We start from the raw sequence: 17,183 nt of genomic DNA, 5'->3' as shown, positions 1-17,183 counted from the left end.
CGCTTGACGGTTCGAGGAACGCTTTTCAAGATGGCCGCCCTCGCATGGATCTTCGCCGCTCGCCGGAGCTCTGGCGGTTCGCCGCGCTTGTGGCGATCTTCGTCACGAGCGGCCTGGTCATCACCTACCTCGTGCTGCCTCCGCCGCTGGACGACGGCCCGAAGCCTCCGCCGGTCCTCCGCGTGGCGCAGGTCCCGGTACCCACGGGCGGCGACGTCGTGGCGAACGCGCTCGACCTCGTGCGCCGCTACGCCACCGGGGAGATCCGGATCGTGCTCCCCGACGGCTCCGCGCGCGCGCTCCGACGCAACGATCTCGGCGTCGAGATCAACCGGGTCCGCCTCGCCGAGTTCGTCCGCGAGGCGCTCCGTCCGGAGAGCGCGCTCCGCCGCGCGCACGAGCGGGCCGGCGAGCGCGACAAGGGCGACGAGGACGCGCCGCTCGACATCCCGATCCCGCTCCTCCTCGACTCCGAGCGGGCGATCAGCAAGCTGCTCGACCTGAAGGTCGAGCTCGACGCGCCCGCGGTCGACGCGTATGTCGACCTCGAGGCGAAGCAGCTCAAGCCCGAGAAGATCGGGTATCGGCTGGACGTCTACGGCACGCTCGCGCGCATCGACGCGGCCCTCCGGGCGGGCCAGGACACCGCGCTGGCCAGCGTCGAGACGATCGCGCCGAAGCTCGTCGCCGAGCAGCTCGGCAACGTCAAGTTCGATCAGGTGCTCGGCTACTTCGAGACGCGCTACGCGACCGGAGGGAGGTCCAAGGAGAGGACGTACAACCTCAGGCTCGCCGCGTCGAAGCTCGACGGCGTGGTCGTCATGCCGGGCGAGATCTTCGACTTCAACGAGACGGTCGGCCCGCGCGACGAGGCGCACGGCTACCGCGTCGCTCCCGTCATCGCCCAGGGAGAGCTCGTCGACGGGCTCGGCGGCGGGACCTGCCAGATCTCGGGCACGCTCCACGGGGCCGCGTTCTTCGCGGGGCTCGAGATCGTCGAGCGCTACCCGCACTCCCGCCCGAGCTACTACATCAAGCTCGGCCTCGACGCGACCGTCGTCTACCCGACGATCAACTACCGCTTCAGGAACCCGTTCGACTTCCCCATCGTGCTCCACGAGACGGTGGCCGGCGGCGTCGTGCGCGCCGAGATCCTCGGGCCCTCGCGCAAGCTCACGGTCACGTACTTCCGTCGCATCGACGGGGTGATCCCGTTCGAGGAGGTGGAGCGCCCGACGCCGAAGCTGCCCGAAGGCACACGGGTGCTCGCCCAGCGCGGCATCCCCGGCTTCAGGACGACGAGCTCGCGGGTCGTCCGCGACGGCGCCTACGCGGTGCGGGAGAAGTGGAGCGACAGCTACCCGCCGACCGCGCAGATCATCCATGTCGGCAGCGGCCCGCGCGATCCCGAGGCCAAGAAGGCCGACGACAATCACCCCGAGTACGTGGCCGACGAGTACCTCGTCGTCACGCAGGGGCCGGACGTCCGAACGCCAGGCGCGACCGGCCCCGAGCCGGGCGGCGGCACCGTCGAGAGCCGCGAGCCCGGGCTCACGGGCGAGCGCGGCTGGACCGATCGCGCGGGGTTCGGCACCTTCCGCGCGAAGGGGGATGAGCGCGCCGAGGGGGAAGGCGGCCGCGCGCGCGGCGAGGACGCACCGCCCGCCGAGGGCACCGCCGTCGCGCAGGCCCCTGGCGCGGCGGCGCCGGAGAGAGATGCTCGCGGCCAGCGGGACCCCGCGGGGGGCGAGGCGAAGGGCGGCAAGGGCAAGAAGCGACGCCAGAACCAGAAGGCGGCGAGCGACGGCGGCTGATCGGGCGGCGCCTTCCGAGGGCGATAGCGGCCGCTCGGCGGCGCTCGCCGAGAGCCGGCCTCGGCGTGCGCCGAACGCCCTCCGCCGGCGCGGCCGTCAGCGAGCGCCGATCGCCCGGCGCACCTCGTGGAGCGTCGGGCTCGCGAGCGCCCGCGCGCGCTGGGCGCCTTCCAAGAGCAGGGCGTCGATGCGGGCCGGGTCGCCCATGAGATCGGCGTACCGGCGCCGCGGCTCCTCGAGCGCGCGGTTCAGCACCTCGAACACGGCCTCTTTCGCCTCGCCCCAGCCGATGCCGCTCTGGTAGCGGCCGCGGAGCGCCTCCGTCTCTTCGGGGGTGGCGAACTCCCGGTAGAGGTGGAAGAGCGGCGAGGTGCTCGGATCCTTCGGCTCGCTCGGCGGCGACGAGTCCGTCTTGTACTTGAAGATCGTCTTGCGCAGCTTCTCCGGCGGCAGGAAGAGCGCGATGATGTTGTCGTAGCTCTTGCTCATCTTGCGGCCGTCGAGGCCCGGGATCACCGCCGTCTCGGCGCTGATGCGCGCCTCGGGCAGGACCAGGGTCGGGCCGTAGATCGCGTTGAACCGCTGCGCGATATCGCGGGCGATCTCGATGTGCTGGACCTGGTCCTTGCCCACCGGCACGACGTTCGTCTTGAACAGGAGGATGTCGGCCGCCATCAGCACCGGATAGCCATAGAGGCCCATGTTGATCCCGGCGTCGAGGTCGTCGCCGTCCTCGGCGCCCGCGGCGCTCGACGCTCCGGCCCGGGACTCCATGTTCTTGGCGACAGCGGCCTTGTAGGCGTGCGCGCGGTTCATGAGCCCCTTCGCCGTGAAGCAGGCGAGGATCCAGCTGAGCTCGAAGATCTCCGGAACGTCGGATTGCCTGTAGAAGACGACCTTCTCGGGATCCAGGCCGAGCGCGAGCCATGTCGCTGCGACCTCGTGGACCAGGCTCCGGAGCTTCTGCGCGTCGTGGATGACGTTGAGCGCGTGATAGTCCGCCACGAAGTAGAGCGCGTTCGACGCGGACCCTGCGAGCGCGAGCGCCGGCTTGATCGCCCCTACGAAGTTGCCGAGGTGCGGCGTTCCTGTGGGCTTGATGCCGGTGAGGACGGTGCTTGCCATCGTTGTCGTGTTCCTCTGGGGGAGCCCATCCCCTTACGCGCTCCGGGCGGGTGATGCTACTGCCGCGCTCCAGAAATTCTGCCGGGTTTCTGGCCGCGCGGGCGCGTTGGCGCGTGTCGGCGGTGTCGGCGCCGCGCGCGCCGTTACCAGCGCTCTTGTAGTCGACGCCGCACGCCGCGCGCCGCGCGCCGCGCGCAGCCCCGGAGCATCCACCCGCGGCGCAGCGTGCCCCGTGCACCGTGGGTGTGGGGTGGGTGTACGGTCGGTGATTTTCATGCCACGGTGGACGGCGGACCGACCCCCGACCCACGTTGGCACCTGCGCCATGTCTGGCCGAACGCCGTCATCTCCCGCACCTTCCCCTGACACCTCGGCTCTGCCGCCCGCTGGCCACGCCCCCACCGGCGCGCGGCCGACCGTCGCGCTCGCCGTCTCCGGCAGCATCGCCGCGTACAAGGCCGCCGAGGTGGCCCGGCTCTTGATCCAGGGCGGCGCGCGCGTGCTCCCGATCATGACGCGCGCGGCGCAGCAGTTCCTCGGGCCGATGACGCTGAGCGGGCTTTGCGGCGAGCCGGTGCGCGACACCATGTGGGACCCGGGCTTCGCGGGCGAGCTGCACGTCGCGCTCGCCGCCGAGGCCGATCTCGTGCTGCTCGCGCCCGCGACCGCCGACGTGCTCGCGCGCCTCGCCGCGGGGCGCGCCGACGATCTCGTGACGGCGCTCGCGCTGTGCGCGAGGGGTCCTGTGCTCGCCGCGCCCGCGATGCACCCCCGCATGTGGGCTCACCCCGCGACGGCGCGGAACGTCGCCACGCTCGAGGCCGACGGGCGCGTGCAGCTCGTCGGCCCGGTCTTCGGCGAGGTCGCCTCGGGCGAGCGCGGCCTCGGGCGCATGGCCGAGCCGGCGGCGATCGCGGCCGCGGCGTTCTCGCGGCTCGCCCCGCGCGACCTCGCGGGGCTCCGCCTCGTCGTCACCGCGGGCCCGACGCTCGAGGACCTCGATCCCGTGCGCTTCCTCGGCAACCGGTCGACGGGAAAGATGGGCTTCGCCGTGGCGGAGCGGGCCGCGGCGCGGGGCGCGCAGGTCACGCTCATCGCCGGCCCCGTGTCGCTCTCCACGCCGGCGGGCGCGCGCCGGGTCGACGTGCGCGGCGCGCTCTCGATGCGCGGCGCGCTCTGGCAGGCGCTCGGCGACGATCTGCGCGCCGCTGACGCGCTGATCATGACGGCCGCCGTGTCCGACTACCGCCCGGCCGAGCAGCACGCGACAAAGCTGAAGCGAACGCCCGATCTCGCGTCGCTCTCGCTCGTGCCGAACCCTGACTTGCTCGCGGAGGTCGGCGCCGCGCGCGCGGGTGGCGAAGGCGGAGCGCCGTCGCCGGTGCTCGTCGGGTTCGCGGTCGAGACGGCCACGGACGAGGGGGTGATCGCGTATGCCCGGCACAAGCTCGCGAGCAAGCGCGTCGACATGATCGTCGCCAACCACGCGGCGGACTCGTTCGGCCGGGACGACAACCGCGCCACCCTCGTGACCCGCGACGCCGCCGACGCGCTCGGCGTGCTGCCCAAGCCGGTGCTCGCGGATCGCATCCTCGACCGGGTCCTGCAGCTGTGTCAGACGAGCCGGGCGAGCGCGCGATGATCCGGGACGAAGACGACGCCGCGGCCCCCGCTGCCGCGCCTCCTCCTGCTGCCGCTGCCTCGGGCGTCCCGGCCTCGCCGCGCGATCCTCGGGCGATCGATCCGCGCGAGCCGCCGCGCTCATCTCGCCGCGAGGCCGCGCTCATCGCGGCGACCGTCACCGTCTGCGTCGCGCTCGCCGTCTCCTTCGCGTTCGCCCCCGCTCGCGCGGGCACGCCTCTCCTGCTCGCGGCGCTCGGCGCGCCCTACGCCGTCCTCACGGCGGTCACCGTGATGTGGCTCCGCCGGCGCGGCGAGCTCCGCGCCGCGCTCCGCCCCCTGTCGGGCGATCTCGCGCGCGGCGCCCTGGTCGCGGCGGGGCTCTACGGCCTCGCCATGGCCGTGCAGCTGTTGCTCGCCCCGCGGGGCTCGCCTCGCGAGGGGTGGGTCCTTCGCCTGTACCTCCACCTCGGCGACCCCGAGGCCGACGCGCGCGTGTTCGTCGGCGCGATCGTCTTCCTCATCGCCGCGCTGGAGGAGATCGTCTGGCGCGGGCTCGTCCTGCGCGCCCTGGAGGGGCCGCTCGACCAGGTCGCCGCGTGGCTGCTGTCGAGCGCGCTGTTCGCCACCGCGCACGCCCCCACGCTCTTCCTGCTCGGCGATCCGGTGGCCGGGCCGAACCCGCTGCTCGTCGTGGCGGGCTTCGGCTGCTCGATCGTGTGGGGTCGCGTGGTGCACCGGACCGGGCGTCTGGCTCCGGCGGTCTTCGCCCACGCGTTCTTCTCGTGGGCGATCGTGAGCTTCCCGATCTGGCGGCCGTGACGGGCTCGCGCCCGGGCCGGGGTCAGCCTTCGAGCTTCGCGAGCTCCTCTTCGGGCACGTCGAAGTCCGCGTAGACGTTCTGCACGTCGTCGTGGTCGTCGAGCGAGTCGACGAGGTTCAGGCAGACCTCGGCGTCGCGGCCTCCGACCTCTTTCTTGGTCTTGGGGACGTAGCCCGCGGAGTTCGACTTCACCGCGATCTTCGCGTCCTCGAGCGCCTTCACGACGGTGTCCATCACGTCGACGCTGGAGAGCACCTGCCACTCCTCTCCCTGGTCGCTGTAGTCGTCGGCGCCTGCGCCCACGGCGGTGTCCATGAGCTGATCCTCGGTCGCCGCGTCCTTCGCGAGGAGGATGATCCCCTTCCGCTCGAAGGCCCACTGCGCGGAGCCGCCGGCGCCGAGCTGCCCGTTGTTCTTCTCGAAGATCTTCCGGATCTCGGCGACGGTGCGGTTCCGGTTGTCGGTCATCGCCTCGCAGAGGAACAGCGTCCCGCCGGGCCCTGTGCCTTCGTAGAGGATCTCCTCGTAGTTCGCGCCCTCGATCTCGCCGGTGCCGCGCTGGATGGCGCGCTTGATCGTGTCGGCGGGCATCGCCTGGCCCTTGGCGTCGTTGATCGCCTTGCGGAGGCGCGGGTTGCCGTTCGGGTCTCCGCCGCCCATGCGCGAGGCGACGGTGATCTCCTTGATGAGCTTGGTGAAGAGCTTGCCGCGCTTCGCGTCGAGCGCGCCCTTCTTGCGCTTGATGGTGGCCCACTTTGAATGGCCGCTCATACCTGTCTGCTCCGTGATGACGGGGCGCTCGCTCGCGGCGCGCGCCCAGGGGGAAGGTTCGGCGCAAGGTGGAGCACCGATCGGTTCGAGCGTAGAAACCGTCAGGGCGCCGGGAGCGCCAAGAGATTGTCGAGCTCTCTTGGCGCTCTCGGCGCCTTTCGGTTCGAACCGTCCGTCGCTCTAGCGGTGCGCCCCGGGGGAGGCAACAACGACGGCGCCCCGGCCGCGCGTATCCCTCCTCACCGGGAGGGCGAGCGCGGCCGGGAGCCCTTGTCGACCTGGGTCTTTGGCTGCCCCCCGGTGGTTCGCTACAGCGCGTAACCGGTCTCGCCGTGCTCCGTGGCGTCGAGGCCCTCGCGCTCGTCGCTCTCGGCCACGCGCAGGCCGATCAGCTTGTCGACAAGCTTGAGCAGCACGAAGGTCACGATCGCGGCGTACAGCCCGACGGCCGCGATGCCGACGAGCTGCGGGACCATCTGCCCCGGGTTGCCGGCGATCACGCCGTCGCGGCCGGCCTCGTTCAGGGCCTTCTCGGCGAAGACGCCGGTGAGGACCGCGCCGAGGAGGCCGCCCACGCCGTGGACGCCGAACGCGTCGAGCGAGTCGTCGTAGCGCAGGCGCTCCTTCGAGACGACCGCCGCATAACACACGACGCCCGCGAGGAGGCCGATGACGACCGCCGCCCAGGGCGCCACGAACCCGGCCGCGGGCGTGATGCCGACGAGCCCGGCCACGATGCCGGACGCCACGCCGAGCGCCGTCGGCTTGCCCCGCTGCGCCCACTCGACGAGGAGCCACGCCGCGCCGCCCGCCGCCGCCGCGAGGTGCGTGTCGAGCAGCGCCAGCGCGGCGAGCCCGCCCGACGTCAGCGCGCTGCCGGCGTTGAAGCCGAACCACCCGAACCACAGGATGCCCGTGCCCGTCAGGGTCATCGTCAGGTTGTGCGGCACGTGCCGCTCGTGCGGATATCCCGTGCGCTTGCCCAGCACGAGCGCACAGATGAGCGCCGAGATGCCCGCCGCGAGGTGAACCACGGTGCCGCCCGCGAAGTCGAGCGCCCCCATCTCGAACAGCCAGCCCTTCTCCGCCCACACCCAGTGCGCCACCGGGTCATAGACGAGCGTCGACCACAGCAGGATGAAGACCAGGTACGCCGAGAACCGCATCCGCTCGGCGAACGCCCCTGCGATGAGCGCGGGCGTGATCACCGCGAACATCATCTGGAAGGCCGCGAACGCGAGGTGCGGCACCGTGCCGCGCTCCGCCGTCGCGATCCCGTGCAGACCGACATAGTCGAACCCGCCGATGAGCCCACCGTGCGAGGTCCCGAACGAGAGCGAGTACCCGATGGCCACCCACTGCACCGAGATCACCGCGAGCGCGGCGAACGAGTGCATGAGCGTCGCGAGCACGTTCTTGCGGCGCACCATGCCGCCGTAGAACAGGGCGAGGCCCGGCGTCATGAAAAGGACGAGGGCTGTTGATGCGAGGAGCCAGGCCGTATCCCCAGTGTCGATCTTCATGGCACCGGGGTAACGTGCCCAATGTTTCAACGACGTTTCGTCGTCGCGGCAGGATGCATTTGACAGGAAGTCAGGAAATTTCTAACGCTCGATCCGGCGGCCCCGGATACCGAATCCAAGCGTTTCGTGATGTCACCTACATCAGGCCGACTGAGGTCCGCGTACCGATAGGACCGGGACTTTCGCGGAGCGCACCACCTTCTGCGCCACGCTGCCGAGCAGCGCTCGCGCGACGGCCCCGCGCCCGTGTGTCCCGATCACGATCATGTCGGCGCCGATCTCTTCCGCGAGGCGGCAGATCTCCTCGTCGGGGACGCCGGCGCGCAGCACGCCCGAGATCTCGACGCCGGACGTATCGCGCCGGCGAGCGAGCACCTGATCGAGGCTCCGTTGCGCCGCATCAGCGATGCGCGCGGCGTCCTCGGCCGAGGGGATCAGGGACGAGCCTTCCGGGAAGCTGTAGACGGGCACGCTGTACACGTGCGCCACGACGAGCTTCGCGGACAGCTTGCGGGCGAGCTCGATCGCCTTGTCGAGGGCGAGCTCGGAGGTCGCGTTGAAGTCATGGGCCAGGAGGAGGGTCTTCATCTTGCTCCGCGGTGCTGGAGGGATCGGGCGGCGCGCCGCCGTCCTTTCGTTCCGGCTTTCGTAGCTCCGGAAGCGGGTCTCCGGTAGGGGGCTCGTCGGAGGCCGCCGGGGCCGGCGGCTGCGGCTTCGACGGCGGCTTCACCCGCTTGAACAGCGCCATCTTCTTCAGCCGGCTGATCTCCTCGAGCTCGCCCCGCTTCACCGCCGCGTTGTGGCGCTCCAGGTCCTTGCCCTTGAGCTCCGCCTCGTCGAGCAGCACGTACTGGACGGTCGCGGCGCGGTCGCCCGGATAGAAATAGGCCTCCTTCCGGTTCGACACGTGCGGTCCCATCTTGCTCGTCGCGCCGACGACGGCGCCGGGCGGGATCGCCTCCACCTGCTGCCGCACCCAGGCGTAGGTCGCCTCCTGATCGGGCGTAAGCTTGCGCGCCACGCGGGAGAAGCCGCCCCTGAACGACGCGTTCTCGACGAGGCCGCCGAACTTCCACGACATCAGCGCGGCCGCCACGACCATGGCGGCGAGCAGCGCGCGGGCGAGTCGCCGCCCGTCGAGCCCGTAGTACGCGGCCGGCGCGGAGCCCTCGACCCGCTTGAGCGCGATCGGCGTCAGCGCGAACGCGATGGGGAAGAGGATCGACGAGTACTGGAAGTGGATCGAGAACACCGCGTCGCGCGAGGCGAGCAGGCAGAACAGGAGCCCGTAGGCGAGCATCCAGCGACCGGGCTTGGCGAGGAAGGGCAGGAAGCAGAGGGGGACGAACAGCTGGAGCAGGAAGAGGATCTTCGGCTCCTCGAGCAGGACCTTGAGGGCGAAGACGGGGTTCGTGAGGAGCGAGACGAGCATGCCGCCGAGCCCGCTCCGGTTCGGCATGAGCTCCTCGTAGTAATAGGCGAACGAATAAGCGTCTTTGCCGGACATGATGATGCCCGCCGACGTCATGAAGAACAGCTTCACGACGACGAAGTAGACGAGGCTCGTCGCGATGGTCACCCGGCCGAGGCGCGTCCTGCCCGGGCGCCGGTCGAAGATGGCGTAGAGCCCGATGAAGCACATCAGCAGGGCGACGTCCTCGCGGCAGAGCAGCAGCACGGCGAGGGTGACCCAGTACAGCCTGTCCCTGCCGGTCTCGTAGAAGTAGAGGAGCCAGACGACGAGCGGCGAGATCAGCGCGAGCGAGTGGAACTCGTACATGTTCGCGCCGTGCAGGGCGGGATAGATGGCCCACACGGCGGCGAGCAGGAGCGCCTTGCCGCGGTGATCGAGCTTGTCGCGCGCGAGCAGGTAGACGGGGACGACGCCGGCGCCGAGCCACGCGGACTGGAGGATGAGGAGGAACTCCGCCCTCGGATAGAGGAGGTAGAGCGGCGAGATCAGGACGAGGATGGGATCGAAGTGCGCGGAGCCGTGGTAACCGGCCCTGAGCCAGGAGCAGCCGAGCGGCCGTCCGTGGATCGACTGGTAGAAGATGTTGTCGTAGTAGCCGAGGTCGGGCGTCCGCGTGTGCAGCGCGTGGTGGTTGGTGATCGCGAGCCGCGAGAAGAAGAAGGCGTAGCCCGCCCACAGCGCGAGCAGCGCGAGCGGCGGGAGCCACCGCGCGGCCGCCGCGAGTGCGCGGCCAGCGGGAGCGCGGGAGCGCGCGCCGTCGAGCTCGGGCGCGTCGTCGAGCCCGGGCGAGCGCCGCCCGCGGCGGCCCCAGGCGTAGACGCCGGCGCCCGTGGCCGCGGCGGCGAGGACGGCGAAGAAGACAGCGGTCTTCGGGCTGTCCTTCTCGATGTTCGGGAGCTTGAGCGCGGCGACGAACGGGAGCGCGAGCAGGGGGATCAGGGCGCGGTTGAGGCGGCCCACCGTGCTCACGAAGTCCCACGAGCGGGTGCGGCGCCGCCGCGCCAGCATCACGAGGAAGTAGGCGAGCCCGACCGCCACGATGGCGGCGGCGGCGCCGCCGGCCATCCAGCGGCGCTCCACCTCGGTCAGCTTGTTCGTGTCGAGCTGCGGGAGCCGGCTCGGGTGGGTGAAGACCCAGGCCGTCACGGCGATGCTCATGCCGTAGAGGATCGGCCACGGCGCCAGGGTCAAGGCGGCCCGCGCGAGCCGCTCGAGGGCGCCGTCGAGCTTGGCGAGCGCGCTGTTCAGCCTGGTGCGATGGTTCTCTAGCATGGGTGAGGCGGGTCCTCGGCTACTTGACCCTACCCCCCGCTGTCAAGGAACGTGGAACATCGCGGAAGGGCGCAGAAGGACGTGGTTCGGCGCGGGGGCGCGGGAAGGGCAGGGCGCCTCGCGCGGCCCGCGGTAGAATGGCGCCATGTCGCACTACCGGGATCATCTCGATGCGGCTCGCGCGCGCATCGAAACCCTCGAAGCCAAGCTGAAGGAGCGGGACGCGGCGCTCGCCGCACGGGACGCGGAGATCGCGGAGATCCGTGCGGAGGTCGAGCGGTTGCGCGGCGGATCGGACGATGATGGGCCGTTCGACGGGCCGCTCGGCCGGGGCGGTGGGCAGCGGGCCCTGCTGGTGGCGCTCGCGGTGTGCAGCTTCGCCACCGCGACGGGCTACGCGATGGTGCGCCCCTCGCACTGCCTGCAGCGCGGCGGGGCGTACCCTGCCTCTGCGGAGGGGATGCCGCGCTCGCACGACTCCTACGACGCCTTGTCGAGCCGGGTCGACGGGGCGCGTGTTCGCGTGGGCAAGGCCGCGGGCGCGGCGCTCGAATACGGCCGTGTCCGGGCGAAGCGCTGCTGGCAGCCGGACGGGCCGAGCGGAGCGGGGAACGTGACCGTGACCTTCGGGCCGAGCGGCGAGGCCCAGGTGGAGCTGGACGGGGCGGCGTTCGCCGGGACCGAGGTGGGCGCGTGCGTGGTCGACGCCTTCCGAGCGGCTGCGGCGCGGGTGCCGGCGTTCGATGGGGAGCCTGTTCGGCTCACCACGCCTATTTCGCTCTAGGTCGTTCCGAGGCGGCCGGCCCGCGGGGAGGGAGCTCGTCGCGCGGGGCACGGACGGGCAGAACTCGCCTGGGGCGTCCTGTGCCCCGTCGTGCTGCGCACGCCGGACACAGGACGTCATCGGGGCTCAAACAACTGCCCGTCCGCACCCCGCGCGACGAGCTCCCTCCCCGCGGGCCTTGGGTGGAGGAAGGGGGGATTCGTGGCGGCGGGGGAGGAACTCGGGCGGCTAGCCGAATCGGGGGGTGGAGGAGGCGGGGGAGGTGGGCGGGGGGGCCAGCTGCCAGCTCACGAAGCCGATGGCGACGACGATGAGGTAGATGACGGCGAAGACCAGGAGGCCGAAGCTGACGCCGTGCTCGGCGGTGAGGCCGAGAGAAGGGAACACGAGGGCGAAGAAGAACTCGCGGACACCCACGCCGGCGATCGAGATCGGCAAGAGACCGAGCAGGTTCGCGATGGCGAGCAGGCAGGTGACGTCGAAGAGCGAGAGCGAGACGCCAAGGGCACGCGCGATCAGGTAGCCCTGCACGAAGTTGACGACGAACGTCGCCACCGTGACCGGGAGCGTGAAGAGGAGCCCGCGCCCGACATGAGCGCGCAGCGCGACGAGGAAGCGGCTCGCCGCGCCGGGGTCCGCGTTCTCCGGTGGATCCTTGGCGATCTTGCGCGAGAAGGCGAGCAGCAGGCGCTCGGCCAGCCCGGGGATGAGCAACACGAGCGGCGCCAGGACCGTGAGCGCGATTCCGCCCCACGTCACCCAGGCCAGGCGGCCGGCGATCACCGCGCTGTAACGGGCGACGCCGACCGCGACGAAGGCGGCGAGCACGTACAGATCACACAGCCTGTCCATCACGACGGTGGCCAGCCCCTCCGCGTACGTCACGCCGAGGTCGTGGCGCAGGTAGCGGATCCGGAGCAGATCGCCGACCCGGCCAGGGGTCAGCATGCCGACGTAGAGCGACGTCGCGTAGGCGCTCCACGCGCGGCGAAGCGGATAAACGATGCCCCGGGCACGGAGCAGCGCGTCCCAGCGGACCACCTTGAGGTGGATGTTGAGGACGTTGAGCACCGCCGCGAGCGCGAGCGGGCCAGCCGATGCCGACACGACCGCGCCGAGCACCGCGTCCCGGTCGTCCATGCGCACGACCACGAGCACGAGCAAGAGCGGGCCAATCAGGCGGACGAAGGCGCGCAGGGCGGTGCGGCGCACGACGGTAAACCCCGGCCGCGCGCTCAGCGCGGCGCCGCGGAGCCGAGGGCCCGGAGAGAGGAGATGCCCCTGGACGCAGGGGTCCCGGACCGATCGACACTGGGCCCGGAGATCACTCGAGCTCCTCGCGGACGGGCGGATCGTCCGCCAGGTGGCGCTGCTGCATCTGGAAGGTGAGGAACTCGCCGATGAAGCCCATCGAGAAGAACTGGATGCCGAGGAGGATCATCAGCACGCCGAGGAGGAGCAGCGGCCGGTCGCCGATCTTGTGCCCGAGCAGCCAGAGGAACGTCAAATACGCGTTGATCGTCACCCCGGTCGCCGCGAAGACCAGGCCGATGAGGCCGAAGAGGTGCATCGGCTTCTTCGAGTAGCGGGTCAGGAACATGACGCTGAGCAGGTCGAAGAACCCGCGCAGGATGCGCTCCAGTCCGTAGCGCGATGAGCCGTACTTGCGGGCGTGGTGGCGCACCGGGATCTCCGTGACGCGGAAGCCCTGCCAGGCGGCGAGCGCCGGGATGTACCGGAAGAGATCGCCGTAGATCGGGATGGTGCGCAGCACCTCGCTACGGTAGGCCTTGAAGCCACAGTTCATGTCGTGGAGCTTCACGCCCGTGACCGAGCGGACGGTCCCGTTGAAGATCCGGGAGAGGATGAGGCGATTCGTGGGGTCGAGCCGGTTGACCTTCCAGCCGACCACGACGTCGAGCCCCTCCTCGACCTTGGCGATGAAGCTCGGCAGATCGGCCGGGTCGTCCTGGAGATCGGCATCCATGGTGACGACCACCGCGCCCCTGGCCTTTCGGAACCCGGCCGTGAGCGCCGTCGCCTTGCCGAAGTTCTTCCGGAGCCGGATCCCCTTCACGACCGGGTTCTCCGCGCGGATCCTGGAGATGACGCTCCAGCTGTCGTCCGTGCTGCCGTCGTCCACGAAGATGAGCTCGTAGGAGAAGCGTCCTTTCAAGGCCTGATCCACCCGCTGCGCGAGCTCGGTCAGGCTCTCCGCCTCGTTCAGCCCCGGGACGACCACCGAGACGTGCGGCGCCGCCGACACGGCCGGCGCGACGGAAGGCGCCATGAGGCTTGGGCGAGGATCAAAGGCAGAGAGCCCGAACGTGACCCGGTCCTCCGGAGCCTCGTGGGGGGCAGGTGTGGGGGGCTGGTCCACAATCACGGCGGCGGAGGATAGCAGAACGTCACGAGAAGGCGCGGTTCCGTCCGAGAAAGCCGCTGCAAGCGCGACGGCAAGAAGGGCAGGACGTGCTGCCGGTCACCGGCATGGAGCAGAAGAAGGCTCTGCCAGGTGCCGGCAGGGGGAGAGGGAAGCGCTGCCGGGTGCCGGCAGGGGGAGAGGGAAGCGCTGCCGGGTGCCGGCAGGGGGAGAGGGAAGCGCTGCCGGGTGCCGGCAGGGGGAGGGGGAAGCGCTGCCAGGTGCCGGCAGGGGGAGAGGGAAGCGCTGCCAGGTGCCGGCAGGGGGAGAGGGAAGCGCTGCCGGGTGCCGGCAGGGGAGCGAGGCGCGTTTTCAGGCGCTGGATGCGCTCAGGCGGGGGCGCTCTCCGGCACGTCGAGCCGTGGCAGCTGCGGCTCCGCCGTGGCCGTGTCGTCCTGCTCGTCGGCCGGGAGGGCGCGCTGCGGGCTCCGCTGGAGCAGCGCGACGAAGGGCGCGTGGAGCGCCTCGAGGAACTCGCGCTGCTTGCCGCTCGGCGTGTGCTCGAGCAGCCAGCTGATCTCGTCGTGGATGGCGTTGAAGGCGGACGTACACGCGGTCATCGCCTCGCGGATGCGCTTCGAGCGCGCGATCGCCCGCTTCTGGCCGGAGCCCCGGCCGAGCCCCCTGGCGAGCGCCGCGGTCGCTTCCTCGATGCGCTTCAGGTACGCGCCGGCGCCGACCTTTTTCACGTCGGCGGAGCGCGGCGCCTTGCTCGCGATGGCGACCTGGTGCCAGCCGAAGTCGACCTCGGCGTCGTACCCGTACTGGGTCTGCTCGGTGCCGGCCCCCGCGAGCAGCGCGCCGCGCAGCCGGATCGCCGCGTCGCGGTGCGCCGGGTCCCTGCCCTCGGCCGCCGACGCCAGGAACAGGTGCAGCGCGCGCTGGGAAGCGTCCCACTCCGCGTCGAGCTCGGTGAGCGCCGCGGCCGACGCGACCCCGAGCGCCTCGTCGAGCGCCGCGATGCTCCAGAGCGCACGCACCTTCCAGACCACCGGCCTCGGCGCTTCGAAGAGCGACGCCGTCGGGACGCGGCTCGGGACGTCGTACCTGTCGATCGAGACACCCTTCCAGGCGCCCTGATCGAGATCCCGCGCGAACGCGCTGAACGCCTTGTCCGTGACGAAGCTGTATCCGTAGGCTGCCATCGTTCTCTTCTCCGATCCTCCCCCAGGAAACCGTGCATTTTAACGAGGCGCGCGCGCTCTCCCGCAAGCGCTTTCCTCCAGGCGCCAGGTCGGGACCGTGCTCGCCGCGCGCCGGAGGAGCGGGGCGCTCGCTCGCGGCGCGCGCCAAGCGCGGGAGCACACGCCGGTGGAGGAGCGCCCCCGGGAAAGGCGGCCGCTCGCTCGCGGCGATCGGGCGCGGGGCGGCCGGCCAGACGACCGCCGTGCACGAGCGTTCGGGGGCGACCCGGGTGTGGTAATCGAGTCGCGTGTGGAGCCGACGGCGCGACGTGCGTGCCGTCGCGCAGCGGAGGCAAGTGACGTGATGGGCGAGAGCAGCGGCGCGCCGCGCGGCGGACACCCCGACGACGAGCGGCTGTTCGGCCCCGACGCAGTCCCGAAGCTGCGCGTCGCCCTCGAGGAGGTGACCTGGCTCCTCGGCCGCGGTTATCCGCTGCGCACCGCGATCCGGACCGCAGGCGACCACCACCAGCTGGCCGCCCGCCAGCGCCTCGCGCTGCAGCGAGCCGCTTGCTCGGACGCGCAGCGGGCGTCGCGCCTCGCGCGCCGCGCGCCGTCCTCGTCGCTCCGGGGCGCGGAGGCGAACATCGACGGCTTCAACCTGATCATCACCCTGGAGGTGGCCCTCGCGGGCGGCCTGCTCGTGCGCGGCGTCGAGGGGGCGCTCCGCGATCTCGCGGGGCTGCGCGGCAGCTACGCGCCGATCGCGGAGACCGACGCGGCCATCGATCGGATCGGCGACGCGCTGTCCGGCGCCGGCGCGGCGCGCGCGCGCTTCCTCCTCGACGCCGCCGTCCCCAGCTCCGGGCGGCTGCGCGCGAGGATCCTGGAGCGGCTCGGCGGCGCGCCCCTCGCGATCGAGGCGACGCTCGTCCCCGATCCTGATCGCCTGCTCGCGGGGGCGACGGGCGTGATCTCGTCCGACAGCGTCGTCCTCGATCGCTGCGTGTGCTGGGTCAACCTCGCGGAGGAGATCGTGGGCGCGCGCGTGCCGGGGGCACGCGTCGTCGATCTCGTCCCACGTGAAGGAGCCGCCGGCGCGTGAGGGCGCAGGGCGTGAGGGCGCCGAGCGCCCGTCACCGGCAAAGCCCGAGCCGCCGCGTCTGCCAGGCCACCTGCGCCGCGAGCCCCTCGCGCAGGGGCACCTGGGGCACGTAGCGGAGCGCCACCTGCGCCGCCGCCGTGTCCGCCCAGGTGCGCCGGACATCCCCGGGCTGCGGCTCTCCCCGCTCGACGCGCACGGGGCCCGCGAGCTCGCCCAGTAGGCCGAGCGCGTCGTTGAGGCTCACCCGTGAGCCGCCGCCGATGTTGAACACGCCGACCGCGCCGCTCTCCATGGCGTCGACGTTGGCCTGCACCGCGTCGCTCACGTACGTGAAGTCGCGCGTCTGCTCGCCGTCGCCGTACACGCGGACCGGCTCGCCCTTCAGCACGGCGGAGATGAAGCGGTGGAACGCCATGTCGGGGCGCTGCCTGGGGCCGTACACCGTGAAGTACCGGAGCGAGATCGTGGGCAGGCCGAAGTTGCGCCGGTACAGCTCGCAGAGCTGCTCGGCCGCGAGCTTCGTCACCCCGTAGGGCGAGTGAGGGGCGGTCCGGCTGGATTCGTGCATGGGCATATCGCCTGTGTCGCCGGAGGGGTCGCCGTAGACGGAGGACGACGAGGCATAGACGAGCTTGCGCACCTGGCCGTGCGCCCTCGCCGCCTCCAGCAGCCGCTGCGTGGCGAGCACGTTGTCGCGCAGGTAGACCTCGAAGCTCTGGCCCCAGCTCGGGCGCACGCCCGCCTGTGCCGCCTGGTGGAAGACGACCTCCCGGCCCGAGAGCAGCGGGCGGAGATCGTCGGTCGCGAGATCGGCCGTCGAGAGCGAGAAGCGCCGCTCGCCGCGCAGCCGTGCCAGGTTCCCCTCCTTGATGTCGCGGGCGTAGTAGTCGGTGAAGCGGTCCACCCCGAGGACATCGTGTCCGAGCTCGATCAACCGCTCCGCCAGGTGGGAGCCGATGAAGCCGGCCACCCCCGTCACCAGACAACGCATCCGCCTCCCGTCCTGGTCCTGCCGCGCCGCGGCCTCGCGTCCTCGTCTTGCCGCGCCGCGGCCTCCGGCGCCGGGCCTGCCGCGTCGCGGCGCGGCGATGCTAGCACCTCGGGCCGTCCGTCGAGTGGGCAGCAGCCGGCCGCGCGACGCCCGCCGCCCCGCTGAGCTCGTCGAGGGCCGACCGGGGTTGAGGGACTGAGTGGGGACCGACCGAGGTTGGGGACCGTCGTCGAGCGACCACCGACCGACCGAGGTTGGGGACCGATGGGGGACCGATCGATCGCCCAGACGCGCGCCCTCCTGCTTCTTGCAAATACGCCCACCTTTCCGATGTG

Annotated in this window: 14 protein-coding genes; 5 read left to right on the top strand and 9 right to left on the bottom strand. The window is 71.6% G+C overall.

Features of this window, described 5'->3' with window-relative positions; all coding sequences use genetic code 11:
- Positions 1-44 precede the first annotated feature (44 nt).
- Complete coding sequence (locus WME90_RS38680; protein WP_437277094.1) at positions 45-1,814, top strand: VanW family protein; 1,770 nt, start codon at positions 45-47, stop codon at positions 1,812-1,814.
- Positions 1,815-1,910: 96 nt separating this feature from the next.
- Here the strand turns inward: WME90_RS38680 and WME90_RS38675 are convergent, their stop codons facing one another.
- Complete coding sequence (locus tag WME90_RS38675; protein WP_437277093.1) at positions 1,911-2,939, bottom strand: tryptophan--tRNA ligase; 1,029 nt, start codon at positions 2,937-2,939, stop codon at positions 1,911-1,913.
- A gap of 325 nt (positions 2,940-3,264) precedes the next feature.
- Between WME90_RS38675 and coaBC the strand changes: the two genes are divergently transcribed.
- Positions 3,265-4,581 carry a bifunctional phosphopantothenoylcysteine decarboxylase/phosphopantothenate--cysteine ligase CoaBC gene (gene coaBC, locus WME90_RS38670; protein ID WP_437277092.1) on the top strand — a complete coding sequence of 439 codons (1,317 nt, stop codon included), beginning with the start codon at positions 3,265-3,267 and terminating at the stop codon, positions 4,579-4,581.
- The gene (locus WME90_RS38665) at positions 4,578-5,381 is read left to right on the top strand and encodes a CPBP family intramembrane glutamic endopeptidase (RefSeq protein WP_437277091.1); all 804 of its coding nucleotides are present in this window, start codon (positions 4,578-4,580) and stop codon (positions 5,379-5,381) included. Before coaBC ends, WME90_RS38665 begins: the two co-directional genes overlap by 4 nt.
- A 22-nt stretch (positions 5,382-5,403) precedes the next feature.
- Here WME90_RS38665 and WME90_RS38660 read toward each other — a convergent pair whose 3' ends face one another.
- The 4 genes from WME90_RS38660 to WME90_RS38645 form a co-directional block, all read right to left on the bottom strand.
- A complete protein-coding gene (locus WME90_RS38660) occupies positions 5,404-6,153 on the bottom strand; it encodes a YebC/PmpR family DNA-binding transcriptional regulator (protein WP_437277090.1) in 750 nt (249 codons plus the stop codon).
- A 308-nt stretch (positions 6,154-6,461) separates the two neighbouring features.
- On the bottom strand, positions 6,462-7,676 hold the full coding sequence (locus WME90_RS38655) for an ammonium transporter (protein ID WP_437277089.1): 1,215 nt from the start codon (positions 7,674-7,676) through the stop codon (positions 6,462-6,464).
- A 141-nt stretch (positions 7,677-7,817) separates the two neighbouring features.
- Entirely contained in the window at positions 7,818-8,264 is a 447-nt protein-coding gene (locus WME90_RS38650) for a universal stress protein (protein WP_437277088.1), read from the bottom strand.
- Positions 8,239-10,422, bottom strand: a complete 2,184-nt coding sequence (locus WME90_RS38645) for a DUF2079 domain-containing protein (RefSeq protein WP_437277087.1) — start codon at positions 10,420-10,422, stop codon at positions 8,239-8,241. The genes WME90_RS38650 and WME90_RS38645 overlap by 26 nt, the downstream gene beginning before the upstream one ends.
- A 145-nt stretch (positions 10,423-10,567) precedes the next feature.
- On the opposite strand from WME90_RS38645, the gene WME90_RS38640 reads away from it, so the two are divergent.
- Positions 10,568-11,206 carry a hypothetical protein gene (locus tag WME90_RS38640; RefSeq protein WP_437277086.1) on the top strand — a complete coding sequence of 213 codons (639 nt, stop codon included), beginning with the start codon at positions 10,568-10,570 and terminating at the stop codon, positions 11,204-11,206.
- 228 nt (positions 11,207-11,434) lie between these two features.
- Here the strand turns inward: WME90_RS38640 and WME90_RS38635 are convergent, their stop codons facing one another.
- From WME90_RS38635 to WME90_RS38625, 3 genes are all read right to left on the bottom strand, one after another.
- Positions 11,435-12,418 (bottom strand): lysylphosphatidylglycerol synthase transmembrane domain-containing protein, encoded by a 984-nt coding sequence (locus WME90_RS38635; RefSeq protein ID WP_437277085.1) that lies wholly within the window; start codon positions 12,416-12,418, stop codon positions 11,435-11,437.
- A 112-nt stretch (positions 12,419-12,530) separates the two neighbouring features.
- Entirely contained in the window at positions 12,531-13,496 is a 966-nt protein-coding gene (locus WME90_RS38630; protein ID WP_437277084.1) for a glycosyltransferase family 2 protein, read from the bottom strand.
- Between the two features lie 461 nt (positions 13,497-13,957).
- Positions 13,958-14,773, bottom strand: coding sequence for a hypothetical protein (locus WME90_RS38625; RefSeq protein ID WP_437277083.1), 816 nt, complete (start codon positions 14,771-14,773; stop codon positions 13,958-13,960).
- A gap of 343 nt (positions 14,774-15,116) precedes the next feature.
- Between WME90_RS38625 and WME90_RS38620 the strand changes: the two genes are divergently transcribed.
- On the top strand, positions 15,117-15,857 hold the full coding sequence (locus WME90_RS38620; RefSeq protein ID WP_437277082.1) for a DUF434 domain-containing protein: 741 nt from the start codon (positions 15,117-15,119) through the stop codon (positions 15,855-15,857).
- A 31-nt stretch (positions 15,858-15,888) separates the two neighbouring features.
- Here the strand turns inward: WME90_RS38620 and WME90_RS38615 are convergent, their stop codons facing one another.
- A complete protein-coding gene (locus tag WME90_RS38615) occupies positions 15,889-16,848 on the bottom strand; it encodes an NAD-dependent epimerase/dehydratase family protein (RefSeq protein ID WP_437277081.1) in 960 nt (319 codons plus the stop codon).
- Positions 16,849-17,183: the final 335 nt, after the last annotated feature.

This window comes from Sorangium sp. So ce375, assembly GCF_051473855.1.
Classification (GTDB): domain Bacteria; phylum Myxococcota_A; class Polyangia; order Polyangiales; family Polyangiaceae; genus Sorangium.
This window is presented reverse-complemented; position numbering and strand designations above follow the sequence as displayed.

Coding starts and splice junctions, on each gene's coding strand:
- WME90_RS38680 (WP_437277094.1), top strand. CDS start 45: ATGGATCTTCGCCGCTCGCCGGAGCTCTGGCGGTTCGCCGCGCTTGTG.
- WME90_RS38675 (WP_437277093.1), bottom strand. CDS start 2,939: ATGGCAAGCACCGTCCTCACCGGCATCAAGCCCACAGGAACGCCGCAC.
- coaBC (WP_437277092.1), top strand. CDS start 3,265: ATGTCTGGCCGAACGCCGTCATCTCCCGCACCTTCCCCTGACACCTCG.
- WME90_RS38665 (WP_437277091.1), top strand. CDS start 4,578: ATGATCCGGGACGAAGACGACGCCGCGGCCCCCGCTGCCGCGCCTCCT.
- WME90_RS38660 (WP_437277090.1), bottom strand. CDS start 6,153: ATGAGCGGCCATTCAAAGTGGGCCACCATCAAGCGCAAGAAGGGCGCG.
- WME90_RS38655 (WP_437277089.1), bottom strand. CDS start 7,676: ATGAAGATCGACACTGGGGATACGGCCTGGCTCCTCGCATCAACAGCC.
- WME90_RS38650 (WP_437277088.1), bottom strand. CDS start 8,264: ATGAAGACCCTCCTCCTGGCCCATGACTTCAACGCGACCTCCGAGCTC.
- WME90_RS38645 (WP_437277087.1), bottom strand. CDS start 10,422: ATGCTAGAGAACCATCGCACCAGGCTGAACAGCGCGCTCGCCAAGCTC.
- WME90_RS38640 (WP_437277086.1), top strand. CDS start 10,568: ATGTCGCACTACCGGGATCATCTCGATGCGGCTCGCGCGCGCATCGAA.
- WME90_RS38630 (WP_437277084.1), bottom strand. CDS start 13,496: ATGGCGCCTTCCGTCGCGCCGGCCGTGTCGGCGGCGCCGCACGTCTCG.
- WME90_RS38625 (WP_437277083.1), bottom strand. CDS start 14,773: ATGGCAGCCTACGGATACAGCTTCGTCACGGACAAGGCGTTCAGCGCG.
- WME90_RS38620 (WP_437277082.1), top strand. CDS start 15,117: ATGGGCGAGAGCAGCGGCGCGCCGCGCGGCGGACACCCCGACGACGAG.
- WME90_RS38615 (WP_437277081.1), bottom strand. CDS start 16,848: ATGCGTTGTCTGGTGACGGGGGTGGCCGGCTTCATCGGCTCCCACCTG.